The following is a 14,482-nucleotide window of genomic DNA, read 5'->3' as shown; positions in this document are numbered from 1 at the left end:
ATATAGCCTCGCACGCGAGGCTATATTAATTGATGATTACAACATGGTAATGATGCGTTTTAATAAACGAATCCGTGGTTCGATTGAGGCAATATCCAGCCATTCATCCGAACTGTGGAAGCCTGCGCCGATCGGACCCAATCCGTCCAGCGTAGGAATACCTAACGCTGCCGTATGGTTTGCGTCGCTTCCTCCTCCCACAGCCTGCCATGTCACCGTAATCCCCTCTTCCAGACCCGCGCGCTCGACCAGCGCCATCAGCCGTTGAGTCTCTTCGCTCGCCGCCATTGCAGGTTTATGGCTTACACGGGTGAGCGTGGTGGTCACACCATCCAGGAAACCTTGCTGGCAGAGCGACTCCAGCGCGTGATGAACACGTTCATATTCCTCGTTTTCCCAGAACCGTACATCCACTTCCGCGTGCAGCTTTGCCGCTACCACGTTCGCCGCACTTCCGCCCTGCACCACGCCGACATTAAGTGTGGTGCCGCGCGCCACGTCGGTTAACGCGTTAATCGCCAGTACGCTATTGGCAAATGCGGTAATAGCGGACCGCCCTTTTTCCGGCTCATTACCAGCATGTGCAGCAACACCGTCAAACGTCAGCTGATACCCGCCTACGCCTTTTCGCGCTTTTACCAGCGAGCCGTCAGCCCGGGCAGCCTCACATACCAGTACGTAGCGTGATTGCTTCGCCAGTTCCCCAATCCACTGGCTGGAGTGAACACTACCGGTCTCTTCATCCGGGTTCATTGCCACTGCGATAGATAAGCGATCCAGATGCTCCGCTGGCAATGTACGCATTGCCCAGACAATATTCAGTAAGCCACTTTTCATATCGGAGACACCCGGTCCGTACAGACGACTGGCATCACGGCTCATCGGGCGTTCAGCCACCGTCCCCTGTGGAAATACCGTGTCCAGATGTCCAATCAGCAGCACATCGTAATGTGTCGCTGCGGGTTTATTGGTCGCCAGCAACGCCGGACCTACCGCACTGCCTAAATCGACCTGTTCCGTGTGCCAGCCTTCCTGCTGCCAGAGTTCGCGCATCACCTCTGCCACCCTGGCAACGCCATCTAACGTCTGCGTACCGCAATCCACGTTGACCAGCGTTTGCAGTTCATCAATATACTTTTCCAAATCCATGGTAATTCCTTATCAGAGAATAACGCGCATCAGCAGCATCGCTAAAAAAGCGTTCAGAACGGAGATAACAATCATCAGGGGAATACGTTTCGCACTGGTGCCAATAACCCCTAGAATGCGGCCAAGATACTGCACTTGAGAGCCCATCAGATAAATTGCCGGAGCGAGGATAGCCAGGTGCTCTCCCGTCAGGATGCCTTTGTCGAACAGGCCAATCGCCACGCCGATACCCCCACCCATCGACATCCAGCCGCCAATGAGTACTGCGGCAGCTTCGCCAGGCAAACCAAACAGCCCCATTAGCGGGGCAAATATCATGCCCAGCCCTTTCAGCGCACCGGTAATCTCCAGCGCTTTGATGATGACAAAAGCCATGACCACGTTTGGCAGAGTGCTGGTTGTCGCAATGTTCCAGCCTTTACGGGCACCTTCTACAAAGACATCGGTAATAACTGGATTAGAGGTTGGTGCGCTCATGATGCTTCTCCCGGTACAGTTGATTCGGCTTTTTTATTGGTAAAGGTCAGAATCAGGCGCATCACGTTGGCGCCAACAATTTTCATAATGAACATCACAGCAACGCATGCACCAATGGATGCAGGCACCGCCGGTGTGCCGTCAACCGCCATCAGGGTGAACAAGATTGCACCTGAGGAGAAGAAATTGGTGATCATAGCCCCAGCGGAAAACTGGAACATGGCAAAGATATCTTTCTCATTTTCAGTGATTTCGCCCTCATCAGCCAGGTTACGCGTCAGAGATGCGCCGACGTCTGTACTCTGCAAACTGCCGATGAGCGCAAGGCCGGTATTCCCCGGGATCCCCATCAGCGGACGCAGCAAAGGCGTTAACAAACGACGCGCCGCACGCAGGGCACCGTAGTGCTCCAGCACGTTAATCATTCCCAACGCAAACATAACCGCGGGAATCAACCCTAACGCGAAGAGGAAACCATCCATCGCCCCGTGACCACCGGTACCGCGAAACGCGCTGGTCGCCGTTGTCAGCGTATCGCCGTCAAGGCTCGCTTTACTGACTACTTTGCCAAAAGCACCATTCAGGGTGGTGAAATCAAATACGCCGTACCACTCTTTTCCCCCGAGTAATCCGGAGAAAAATACGGCGGCGAATGCCAGGGCAAAATAAGCCCCCGGCCCAACCTTATTATCCTGGGAAGGTAAACTCATATCCATTTCCTTGTTAACGTAGAGAGTCACCAAACCATTTTGAGTAAATAAAGAATAAATAAAGTGATTTAAATCATCCCGAAAGCGCTGACCATCCTGAAAAATTTAAAAATGTGACGTACCTGATATTACGACCGAAATAAAGTCATCATGTAGACATTTAAACTAATCATTATTTATGTAATGAACGGTAAATAAGACGCCAGGAAAGTGAGCGACTTTAAAAATAAAAAACAAAATGATTTACAGGTAAAATAAATCATGCACATGAAAATGTTCTTGCAACCATATATAAGATCAGCGCCAGCTTAACAATGGGCTAAACGTTTCGCTGCCTACCAATGCACGAAGAGCAGGCAGGCGACAACCGCGAGCCAGAAGTGGGGGAACCGCAAATATCGTATCACTGGATAGCATTACGTTTTCCAGTTGCCCCCATAAGTACCACCCGCACTCAACACCACTATCCGGGACAAACAGATGTAAATGGCTTCCCTCTTGCGGTTCATCTGCAATACCAAGCCACTGGCTAAAACGCGGGATCTCCGGCAAAACTTGCTCTACCCGCGCACAGCGCTTTACCTGGTTTGCCGGAATGTAAAAATCCTGCACGCCCAGCGTCACGCGCACCGCATCCAGATTAATGAGAGGCTTCATAGCCGCTGGTCTCCTGATAGCGGTCAAAGACCAGATCCAGATCGAGCAGGGTGAACCAGGTTTCTGCCACGTTGACCACCCCTGCCGCGATGGTTTGTAGCACCGGAGGAAGAGAATCACCTGGCTGATGAATCTGACTTTCTGCCACTTCAAGAACATCAATCAGCTTATCGATCAGGATGCCACTTTGCATTTTCTCACCGCAGCCGATCAGGATCGTACGTTTTCCCGCCGGGTTAGCTACGGGTTTATCAATGAGACTATCCAGCCTCATCACCGACTCGACCCGCCCGCGATAGTTGATCACCCCTTCCAGCATTGGCGCACAGCACGGTACCCAGGAGATAGGACGTTCCGCGAGGATCTCTTTGATCTGAGCGCCATAGAACGCAAAATTATTCTCTGCCAGTTGAAATAACACCAGCGTACGCTGCGGCTCATCAACACTTTCGCACTCAGGCTTTTCACCATGATTCAGCGCGAGAATTTGCTCCAGTTGTTGGCTCATACTCTCTCCTTTTCTTCTGCAATACAGTAGGTATTGCGACCCTTTTGCTTCGCGGCATACAGCGCCTGATCGGAACGTTCACGGAGTACTTCAATACGATCGCCAAATTGCCACTGCGCAATACCTGCGCTAAAGGTACTGTGAAAACGGGTGTCATTGACGGAGAAAACAACCTGCTCGTAATCCTTGCGTAATCGCTCCACCACCAGCGCGGCGGTTTCGCTTTTAGTATTAGGCATAATGATGGCGAACTCCTCTCCGCCATAGCGGCCCACAATATCTGTGCTGCGCAGGCGATGGGAAAACAGTTGCGAGATCCCCACAATGACCTGATCGCCGACTACATGACCGTAGGTATCGTTAATGCTTTTAAAGCGATCCAGATCGACCATCACCAGACAGAACGGTTTACCGCTGTAGTTTGCTTCAGCGATAGCGCTTTTAAGAAAATGGGTTGTCGTCGAGTGGTTATATAAACCGCTCAGGCTGTCCTGCGACATGCGGGCGCGCAAGGCGCGCATTCTTTCCGCCCGGATAGATACCGCGTGAATGAGCTCCTGAGGATCTGCCTGCTTGAGAATAAAATCCTCCGCACCGATGCGCATTGCGCCAAGCTGCGCCGTCTTGTTGGTCTCGCTGGAGAGATAGGCAATCGGCAGACCAATATGCTGCGGTATTTGGCGGATCAGCTTAGTCAGTTCCTCACCGCTAAACTCGGGCATATGGTAGTCCATCAGGACAAGGTCGACAGGATGGGAATTCAGAACATGCAGTAAATACTGGGGTTTCTCCAGAACATGCACTTCCATTCCCGCCATACGCAGCATTTCCGCATTGTATTCCGCGACCGCTGGCTCATCATCAATCAGCAACACCTGATAGGGCTTTTTCAGCGACGGCTGGGTCAAACGATGAAGCTCCTGCACTAAGTCAGTAATGGAAGCCGGTTTGACATAATAGCCGTCACAACCTGATTTAATGGCGTTAATCCGCGCCTTAAAGTCGCTATGGCACGAGAGGAACAGTACCGGAAAAGACGTTCCAACCTTATTCTTCAGATCTGACATGGTCAGCGGACCACCGTAGGCGTTATCCGGAAAACTGACATCCATGATCACCACCGAAGGCGGCTGCGACAGCACGGCCTGAGTAAAATCATCTGTGTTGGCGAAAACATGGCAGGTAAAACCAAAACAGCGCAACTGAGTAGCAAGCAGTTCAACCTGGTCGACATCATCATCACACAGATAGATCGGTTTGCTGGTCCGACGGACGAATCCTTCATTTGTGCGTGATGAGGCGATCGGTAATTTGAAATCCGTATCGCTGATACGATGTTCAAGATTGAGTTGCTCTTGCGTCAGGGTATACAGCCACCTGATTATTCGACGTAGCTCGTCGGAATGCAGTTTGCTTTGCTCCAGCACCGGATCTGCAAGTAAACGCTCACCTTCAGCAGAGGCATTCGCCAGAGGGGTAAAACCAAACGAGCCAGCCGAACCATGGATACTGTGTAGTAGAATGTGCAACTGTTTCCGACAACCTTCACTGGGTTCTTCGACCAGTTGAATCAATAACCTTTCCGCTTGAGCCAGCATGTCGGGGATACGGCGCAAAAACCCCTGCCGCAGACGCGATATCTTTTCCTGTGCAGCCGCCATGGCAATGTGCTTATTATCTTGTTTCATCGTAAGGTTATGGCTTATTCAGTAACAGCAGCAGGCTGCAGTAACGCATTAACCGCAGCGCCCAGATTTTCCGCCAGGTTTTCATCTTTCTTCACCCAACGGTCATACGGTACGTCACTTCCAGTGACTTCATTTGCACTCAGCAAAATGAAGGGTTTAGGCCAATCCTGAGCGCGCAGAAGCGCCAGCAGATCCAGTCCGCTAATTTCAGGCATATGCAGATCGCTAATGACCAGATCGATATTTTTTTCTGAATCAAGACACGCTAAGGCGGAGATTGCACTTTCCACAATCACCACATCGTAGCCGTCCATTTCCAGGAAAACAGACGCCAGTTCAGCCGCAAAGAGATCATCATCAACTAATAAAATTCGCATCTTCTCTCTCGATTTTGCGCCATCAGCACAAAAGCATTTTTAATGTTTTTATCAGGCTGTCCTGCTCAAAATCGCCCTTCGCGATGTAAGCATCCGCCCCCACCTGAATTCCCCGGCGACGGTCTTCTTCCTTCGCACGGGAGGTCACGATAATGATCGGTGTATGTTGGTAGTTCTTCTCCCCACGCAACGATTTCGTGAAGGTAAAACCGTCCATAAACGGCATTTCAACATCGGTAAGTACGGCATCAAACTGGGTCAGCTTTGCTTTTTGCAACCCGGACAACCCATCCTCCGCCAGCGTGACCTGATAACCGTGAGCTTCCAGCACATTTTTCTCTATCTCTCGGGTATTCAGTGAGTCATCGACCACCAGCACATGCCATGCATTTTGTACGGCGTTAACTGGCTGAATGACCGGGCTGGTTTGTCGCGATTGTTGCGCCATCGCCATCAGAGCGGGGACTTGCAGAATGCTGACCAGTTGGTTATCCGGCGTCTGAACCATTCCGGACACCAGCGACTGCTGTTGCATATGCTTTGGTAACGGTTTGATCATCATCTTGCGTTCATCGAGCAGCTTATCTACCCGCAGCGCCATCTTGCTGTACTGGTTCTGCACGATGATTAAACGTTGCCCTGTCGATGGCAAACTCCCCTGGCGCTCCTGAATCCTCAGCAGAGCACCTGCGCAGACCACCGGAATAAACTCGTTATGCAAAATAATGGCCGGGCGTCCGGCAATATCGCTAATACTCTCGGGAGTACACTCCACCACCTCAACCACATACTGAGCCGCCAACCCGAACAGATGGCCTTGCTCTTCAAATTGCAGGATGCGCATCATCGTCAGTGAGACCGGTAAACGCAGAGTGAAGCTCGTTCCTACCCCCTGTCGGCTATAAACCTGCAGATCCCCCTGCAGATCGGTGACCACCGTTTTACGCACGACATCAAGACCTACACCGCGACCTGAAAGCTCAGAAACAATCTGGCTGGTAGAAAATCCGGGATGAAAAATAAGCTCGTTACACTCCTGTTCCGAGAGCTGTCCGGCCATGGAGGCAGGCACCAATCCTTTACTCACCGCTTTTGCGCTGATTGCCGGGTAATTCAGACCACGACCATCATCCTCCACGCGCAATAATATTCCGCTGCCATCTTGCTGCGTGGTAATGGTAATCGTGCCGCGCGTGGATTTACCGAGCGCCAGTCGCTCATCGATTTCCCCAATGCCGTGATCGACCGCATTACGCAGTAAATGCGTCAGTGACTCTGACAGTCGGTCAATTAGCTGACGGTCAATTTCCACTTCTCCCCCGACAAAGCGGCAAACCACCTGCTTGTTCAGGGTGGAGGCCAGTTCACTGACCTGGAGGGAGATCGGCTCAAATAAGGTTGAAAGCGGGAGCATACGGATCCGTGCCGCCACGTCGTACAGTTCGAACATTTGCAAATGCTGGACCTGAACGCTCTCCTTCAACTGGGCACTGAAATCGCGGATTTGCTGACGAAGCTGCTCTGCGCTCAGTCCTAACAGTCGCGGAACAAGCTGACTCAGGTTTTGTATCTGCTGTTCGAGGCGGTCATGGCCAGCGACAACTTCCCCCAGAATATCTATCAGACTGTCCAGTTTATTCAGTTTTACACGAACAAAATCAGCTTGTTTAATGCCGCCGTCCACAGCGATCGAGCCCGTCGAAGCCGCATTTTTTTCTGATTGCCCACTTGCTTCCACCACCAACGAGACACTTTCTCCGCGGCTCGCACAGGCAAGTCGTTCACACAACCCCGAATCTGCTGGCGGCAGTTGGTTATCCCCCTCACTGACAAAGAGCTGGGTCAGTTGGTTTGAAAGATACTCCACGGACTCATGAATCAGGTTGCCAAGCCCCCTGTCAGGCGTCAGTTTTTTATCCCGCAGCTCGCTCAGAACGTCCTCAAGATGATGGGTGACATCTGCGATGCTCTGCAGTTTCAACATCCGTGCGCCCCCCTTCAGGGTATGCGCGGCCCGAAACATCTCACCGATTAAAGCATCGGTATGTTCATCAGCAGAGAGCAGAAATGCCCCCTCACTGATCGTCTGCAAATGACCTCTCCCTTCATCAATAAAGCGCAGCACGAATTTTTTCAGATCGATAGCCATAATCGTTCTTGTTACCCGCTTTGATGGGCGAATTGCGCCAGTTGATGTTCGCAAAGAAAACGAAACGTATTGCCAGGAAAGACCATAGGTAAACGCAGACGACAAACCGTAGAAGGATTCTTCATTTCATCGTTGAGCAATTGCATCACCACGCGATACGTGCGCTGCGCGGGTTGCCGCAGCTCGCTTTGTCGATACATTTCGGCCAGATAATAGTGGGCGGGCCAATATCCAGGCTCCTGATAGACGACCTGTTTGAACCATGCGATAGCCTGCTGTGTCTGGTGCTGCCACATCATTGCCAGGCCGAGCAGCATTTTGGCTTCCGCTGACCACTCATCCTGCGCGAGGATCTGTTGCGCATTACCGGCGGTCTGAGAAAACTCGCACTGCTCGAGGGCAATCACCCCCTGAATAATCAGCGCATCCTGATTACATGGATCATTACGCAATACGCAGGCAATACATTCCTCAGCCTCAGAAAAGCATTTTTCATCGAGGCAGACACGTGCCTTTTTCAGCCAGTCATCAGACTTAAGAGCCGTTGGCGCAGGTGGTTCGATAACAACAGGAGGTGCTGTAAGTGGCGTTCGTACCGCAACCCTGGGCGTGGGTACGACCCGGAGAGATTCGCTATGGTGGCAAAAATAGAAGATACCGTCTTCTTGCTCCAGCTTAAGGATATCGAAATTGTTGGCCAGCGTTTCCGCATTACCAAAGAACAACGCTCCCCGTGGCTGCAGCATCTTCAGCAAATTACCGTGCAGTTCGCGGCGTGTTGGCGTGTCGAAGTAGATAGACACATTGCGCAGCAAAATGATGTCAATCTCTGGCAGGAATTGCTCTTTTATAATGTTAGCGCGGTGAAACGTGACTTTTTCACGGATCGCATCATGCAGACGATACTGATTGCCTGTACGGGTAAAGTAGCGCTGCTGGATAAGCGGTTCGACGCCACGAAACGAGTAGCTGGAATAATTGCCATTTCTGGCTTTGGCCAGGATCGCCGGGTCAATGTCACAACCGTAGATTTCGACCCGCCCCGCCATGTCATCGTGGTATTTTTCATGCAACTTGATCGCCAGCGAGTAAGCTTCTTCCCCTGATGAACATCCTGCGCTCAGGATGCGTACCGGTCCGCTACGTTGCTGCAGGAGACGAGGCACCCATTTGTCACAGATTAAATCCAGCGTATCGCTTTCGCGAAAAAAATAGGTTTCGTTAATCGTAATCAGCGTAATGAAACTATCGAACTCATCCTGAGAAAGGCGGAGTTGCTCATAGTATTCATAATAATTACTGATAGCCCGCTCAGCCATTCGTCGACTCAGCGCCGATTTCAGCAGTGCTTCCATCGCATTATCAAAGTGCAAACCAACCCGGTCCTTTATCAACCGGGCATAATCAGGGAGATTGGGTATCATGGCAATTGGCTCTCGAAATGCCCGTGAAAAGCCATCGACAGCAGGACCTTTGCGAGACCATCCAGCGGGATCGTGCGATGTATCAGTTGCTTGTCGATAGCGTTCTTGTTCATACCAAAAACAACAGAACTTTCTTCATCCTGCGCCAGCGTTCTGCCTCCACGCTGGAAAATGAGTTCAATGCCACGACAGCCGTCGCTCCCCATCCCGGTCATAATCAACCCGACAGCTTTTTCACCGAACACTTCTGCGACCGACTCCAGTAGCAGATTACAGCTCGGGTGATAAACATCACTGTCCTGTCGCGGGATCGCTGCCAGACGTTGATCGCTTTTAACAATCAAATGTTGCTCAGGCGGTAATACATACACATACCCCGCTTCCACCCGATCATCTTCCTGCGCCAGTCGCACCTTCAGATCGGTCACGCTGTCCAGCCAGTGCACCATATTTTTCGCAAAACCATCGGCAATATGTTGGGCAATGAGTACCGGACAGGGGAACGTACCGGGTAAATCCTGCAGTAGCTTGCTTAGCGCCTGCGGCCCTCCGGTCGAGCAGGCTATCGCCAGCACAAAGGGCCAGTCTGCTGTAGTCTTTATCGCATCCATCACCGGGTGAATGACCGGGATTATCGGCTCTGTAGGATGGCGTAATCCCTTGATATGACGGATCACTTTCACCCCCACCAGCAGTTCCACTTTGCGATGTAGCGCGTTTGTCGATAAAGGCGCATCGCTGCGTTGGTGCAATACCGCCAGCGCCCCGCGGGAAATGTAATCCTCATCCCCGTTATTTTCAGCCCCAAAGCGCATGACCAGTATGGGAATAGCTCTGGTCGCCATAATGGTCTCAACGACCTCGACGTTATCGGCGGTCGAGTTTTCCAGCGTCAGGATCAGCAGGTCAGGCATCAGTTGTTGCAACAGTCGAATCGCCTGTCGACGATGGGCGGATTGCCCCACGACCTTAATATGCGGGTGATCTTCCAGTTGCTTAACCAGGTCATTGCGCGAGACGCTGCCCAGGTCGAGGATCAGTACCCGAATGTTGTCGCTGTTCATGCATCCATATCCGTCAGGGTAAATGACGTCGAGGCCTCTTTCAGCGCCTTCGACAACTGCGTCATATCCTGACTTACGATCAGAATGTCTTTGATGGACTGCGAGGTATAGTTACTGGCGACGACAATTTCGCGTAGCGCCATCACCACTTGATTACTTGCCGTTTTCTGCTGCTGTGTTGACAGTGAAATTTGCAGCGCAGCCGTAGACGTTTGTTCTGCGGTAACAACGATATCGTTCAGATGTTCAGCGCTCACTTTACAGGCTCTGGCTCCTGCTTTGATGCTCTCACCGCCTTTTTCCGCATTCAGCACCAGGCGGTTGATCGCATTTTGTATTTCGCTGATCTTATTCTCGATCTCAACTGTCGACTCGGTTACCGAATCGGCCAGGCGACGGATCTCAGCTGCCACAACAGAAAAACGTTTTCCAGCTTCTCCGGCACTGGCCGCTTCCAGCGCCGCATTGAAGGCAATCAGTTTAGTTTGATCCGCGACGCTATTAATAATCACCATTACGCGACTGATTTCCGTCGACTTGTTGCCGAGCATCATGATTTCTCGCATGTTTTGCTGATTATCGTTGTCGATGTCCGTCATACGCATCAGCAATTGCGACATGGAATCTGAGCCTTTGTTGCAATCTTCCAGCGTCTGATTTGCAATGTCGACGACCGCGCGCGAATGCTCGGCTATCTGGGTGGAGGAGGCTGACAGCTCCTCCATCGTAGAGGTGATTTCCGCTACCGAAGATGACGTCTCCACGCTGGTTGATGCCTGCCCATCTACTGCTTCAGTAATATGCAGCGATGCCTGATGTACCGAATTGGCGTGAGAGACCATATCCCCCACCAGCGAGTGCAGGCGCTGACGCATCATTTCTACCGCGCCAAGCAGTTCGCCAATCTCGTCATGGTGGTCAACCTGGACATCAACTGTTAAATCACCTTCCGCGATGGTCTGGGCAATTCTCAGCACCCGATTTAAACGGCGTGAAATAAGGAAACGGCTGGCCACGGCAATAAGTAGTAAAATGACTGGCAACAGCAGAGCGGTAAACAGCAATAAACCATTGCGAACAAGGTTGCTGCTCCTGGCAACATCATCCACATAGCTGGTCGTGGCAATGATCCAATTGATCCCTTCAATATATTCATAGACAGCGACTTTGGTCTTGGGAGCAGCACCATAACCGCTCACCCAGTTGTAATAGGTGATCCCATTTTTATGTTCGAGGATATCGGCAAAGAGCTTATAACCATTGGCGTCAGTAATATTGATAGCCTGTTGGTTACTTAGCGAAGGATGCGCCAGCATAAGTCCCGGTTCGAATCCGGCATCCAGCACGTAAGCGTAACCATTTTTACCAATATGCACATCCAGCAGTTGCCTGATAATCGGTTGCAGGGTTTGTTTGACATCAAAACCCACCGCAACAGCGCCAACAACCTGACCGTATTTATCGGCAATCGGCTCATAGTGGCTAATAAACTGCTTTCCAAATAGCGTAACAACGCCAGAAAAAGGTTTGTTTTTCAGCAAGAGCGGTAATGCAGGGTTATCGTGTCCCAATGCTGTCGCCGTCGCCGTGTTACCAGAACTCGCCAGTAACGTACTGCTAACACGAACAAACTGTTCGCCTTGCAAAACAAAAGTACTGGCGAATACGCTGGTTAACTCGGTGAAATGCGCGTTGGTATTTGGGTTGCTCAGAACCGCTTTTAATTCAGCTGCATCCATATAGCGCAGCGGTTTTCCTGCGACGTTTTGGTAGTTGTTAATATAAACATTGCTGTAATGCTCAGCATCTCTGGTGACCCTCTGAAACTCATTAGAAATACTATTATGGAAAATGCGCGTATTGGTCTTAATCATTTCCAGCGCATTGACCTGCAATTCTTTGGACAGATAAGACGATAAAATAAAAGAGGCACCAATCAATAGCGTGGCGATGCACACAACCAGAATCATTCCGAGCTTCATCGCAACACCAGGATGAATATCGCGCAATGAGGATAATAAGCGTGTCCCCGGCCCACCTCGTGATACGGTAACCGAACGTTCTTTTACTTTAATAATGTCACTCATAATTTTTGTTCTCTACCTGAGAAGAAACTGCTCTTTTTTGAGTCATAATTGCGTTAGCGCTACGCTATTCCAGCGTGAGCAGCGGCGTCGGCTTGCCGATGTGATATCCCTGTAACCACCCCACATTCATTTTTTCCAGGCATGCCTGAATATTGGCGTTTTCAACAAACTCAGCCACCACCTGCATATTCTTCATTTCGGCGACGCGGCAGAATGACTCAACGATGTAGTAGCTGATTTCACTTTCAGTGATCCGTCGAATAAATGAGCCATCTATTTTCAAAATATCTGCTTCGATATTCATCAGACGTGCATGACTGGCGAACCCGGTACCGAAATCATCAATCGCTACGCGGCATCCCAGCTTGCGAATTAAACATAGCGTTTCAACGGTTTGTTCTTTATCTGACAGCGTATCGGCTTCGGTTATCTCAAAAATAACCCGCTGGGGATCCACCGCGTAATCCTGTAAGAGTTTTGTGATCTGCGAGACAATGTTTGAACGGCATACCGTCACCGGGGCCAGATTAATAGAGAAACAACGTTTGGGGTGGCTCGACATCGCTTTCAGAGTATTTTCTATTACCCATAAGTCGATTTCTGGTGCCAATCCAGCCTCATGCGCAACCGGCAGAAAACTATTTGGTGGAATAAATTCCCCCTTATCATTCAGCATGCGGATCAATATTTCATGATACGGATCTTCACCATTGGTACTGACTATTGGCTGAGCCATCAGTACAAATGCATTGTTATCCAGTGCATTTTGTAATGCCGTGCGAATATCCGTTTTATCGACAATGTGGTTACCGAGGATCCGACTATGCTGCGCTTCAAGATTTTCAGGTCGGCCATTGGTCAGCGATAAACCCGCAGCCATGCCCAGTTTGCCAACCAATTGATAGATGTCATCGCTAATATCATTAATCAGGCAATAACCCAGGCCACTACGAAACCCCAGCCGCTGGTTGTTATGAAAGAGGCGAAAACTGTTGGCGGCCTGATACAAATCGCACAATCGCTCGTACGTACAATTTTCAAGCCTGATCAGCAGATCATAACCGGCGTGATAATAAACTTTCTCACTTTCAACTAAATATTGCTGCAGATGTTCAGCCAGAATCTTCTGGTAGCGCGCGCGAAAATGAAAACCATAGCGGCGGGAAAAGAGTTCAAGCTCAGGCAACTGAATCAGGCAGACCGTTGCGTGATCGGTAGTAAATAACTCTGTCTTCAGCGCCCGTAAATTCGCCATTCCCGTCATCGGGTCAGTCAGCCCCAACAACAAGGCCTGGCTAAACCGCTGACGGGTAAATTTAGCCAATGCTCCCATGACAACAATAGTGAGAGAAAAGACAATGATAAGCGTTGAAACCAGCGCCTGATGCAGCATAAAACTTTCGTCGCTGGCGATATAAGTGTCGGTATGCTTACCTAAAATAATTAACACGATTGTCCACACCAGCATGGTAAACGAGTGGCCAATCTTTATGGCTCCCCACAGCATTAACGGGAACAGTAGAATCAGGCAATAGAACGAGAAAAAAATATTCGTAATATTCGGTGATGTTAAACATAACATCAGACAAACCAGCAGCGTCCACCATGTAATAACACCGTATGCGCTGACATCACTTTTACCCTGATAGCCAAGGGACTTCTTAAATGTAAACAGATACGACGGACGACGCAGGATCCGAAAGACTTTGTAGAAAAAGGGAATTCCCGTCAGACAACCGCTGGTGATCCCCTGGATGCGCACCAGCATTTCCAGACTTAATACATGTAAATTAGCCACATCCGGGCGCAGGTTGTGAGGAAAAAATACGGCCAATATTTTACTTAAAACCAGGTACAGTAAAATATTGAAGCCACATAACCAGACTATGCGATTTAGGCTGATTTTGATGCGACCAAAGCTGGCGCGGCTACGCTTGCCCGTTATTTTGCGGTAAATTGCATAGCTCAATGTTGATGCCATCGTCAGGCATAGCGCATCCACCCGTCCATCTTGTGGACCAACCAGAAACATTACCGTCAAAAACAGAATAAATCCTGGTAGTACCCGAAAACCAAAAAGTACCAACGCGGCGGAAAAAACGGCCAACTTGAGATCGTAAACTGTTAAAATATTATTATTGAAAATACAGTAACCGTTAAGATATTGTGCCAGCAGATAAAAAAGTCCAGGC

The 14,482-nt window shown here is 50.2% G+C and carries 12 protein-coding genes; all 12 read right to left on the bottom strand.

Translation table 11 applies throughout. The annotated features are described in order from the left end of the window. Positions 1–36: 36 nt before the first annotated feature. A complete protein-coding gene (locus OGX98_RS15085; RefSeq protein WP_200012407.1) occupies positions 37–1,149 on the bottom strand; it encodes a M20 family metallopeptidase in 1,113 nt (370 codons plus the stop codon). 12 nt (positions 1,150–1,161) lie between these two features. Then, complete coding sequence (locus tag OGX98_RS15080) at positions 1,162–1,626, bottom strand: YjiG family protein (RefSeq protein ID WP_045446722.1); 465 nt, start codon at positions 1,624–1,626, stop codon at positions 1,162–1,164. Then, positions 1,623–2,342: a nucleoside recognition domain-containing protein gene (locus OGX98_RS15075; RefSeq protein WP_045446725.1), complete on the bottom strand. Its 720-nt coding sequence runs from the start codon at positions 2,340–2,342 to the stop codon at positions 1,623–1,625. Before OGX98_RS15075 ends, OGX98_RS15080 begins: the two co-directional genes overlap by 4 nt. A gap of 291 nt (positions 2,343–2,633) precedes the next feature. Beyond that, complete coding sequence (locus OGX98_RS15070; RefSeq protein WP_286595477.1) at positions 2,634–2,993, bottom strand: hypothetical protein; 360 nt, start codon at positions 2,991–2,993, stop codon at positions 2,634–2,636. Continuing rightward, positions 2,977–3,501, bottom strand: a complete 525-nt coding sequence (locus OGX98_RS15065; RefSeq protein ID WP_286595476.1) for a chemotaxis protein CheW — start codon at positions 3,499–3,501, stop codon at positions 2,977–2,979. The genes OGX98_RS15070 and OGX98_RS15065 overlap by 17 nt, the downstream gene beginning before the upstream one ends. Next, positions 3,498–5,189, bottom strand: a complete 1,692-nt coding sequence (locus OGX98_RS15060; RefSeq protein WP_136345260.1) for a diguanylate cyclase — start codon at positions 5,187–5,189, stop codon at positions 3,498–3,500. The genes OGX98_RS15065 and OGX98_RS15060 overlap by 4 nt, the downstream gene beginning before the upstream one ends. Positions 5,190–5,203: 14 nt before the next feature. Beyond that, positions 5,204–5,566, bottom strand: a complete 363-nt coding sequence (locus OGX98_RS15055; protein ID WP_045446737.1) for a response regulator — start codon at positions 5,564–5,566, stop codon at positions 5,204–5,206. Positions 5,567–5,588: 22 nt separating this feature from the next. Then, positions 5,589–7,715 (bottom strand): hybrid sensor histidine kinase/response regulator, encoded by a 2,127-nt coding sequence (locus tag OGX98_RS15050; protein ID WP_048220680.1) that lies wholly within the window; start codon positions 7,713–7,715, stop codon positions 5,589–5,591. Between the two features lie 11 nt (positions 7,716–7,726). Further along, on the bottom strand, positions 7,727–9,139 hold the full coding sequence (locus tag OGX98_RS15045) for a CheR family methyltransferase (RefSeq protein ID WP_045446743.1): 1,413 nt from the start codon (positions 9,137–9,139) through the stop codon (positions 7,727–7,729). Continuing rightward, positions 9,136–10,203: a chemotaxis protein CheB gene (locus OGX98_RS15040; protein WP_045446745.1), complete on the bottom strand. Its 1,068-nt coding sequence runs from the start codon at positions 10,201–10,203 to the stop codon at positions 9,136–9,138. Before OGX98_RS15040 ends, OGX98_RS15045 begins: the two co-directional genes overlap by 4 nt. Further along, positions 10,200–12,290 (bottom strand): methyl-accepting chemotaxis protein, encoded by a 2,091-nt coding sequence (locus tag OGX98_RS15035; protein ID WP_048220677.1) that lies wholly within the window; start codon positions 12,288–12,290, stop codon positions 10,200–10,202. Before OGX98_RS15035 ends, OGX98_RS15040 begins: the two co-directional genes overlap by 4 nt. A gap of 64 nt (positions 12,291–12,354) precedes the next feature. Beyond that, the gene (locus OGX98_RS15030) at positions 12,355–14,322 is read right to left on the bottom strand and encodes a sensor domain-containing phosphodiesterase (RefSeq protein WP_353622281.1); all 1,968 of its coding nucleotides are present in this window, start codon (positions 14,320–14,322) and stop codon (positions 12,355–12,357) included. Between the last annotated feature and the right edge of the window lie 160 nt (positions 14,323–14,482).

The organism is Citrobacter sp. Cm046, from assembly GCF_030333065.1.
GTDB lineage: Bacteria > Pseudomonadota > Gammaproteobacteria > Enterobacterales > Enterobacteriaceae > Citrobacter > Citrobacter murliniae.
The sequence above is the reverse complement of the archived record's forward strand: the minus strand, read 5'-3'. Positions and strand labels throughout refer to the sequence as shown.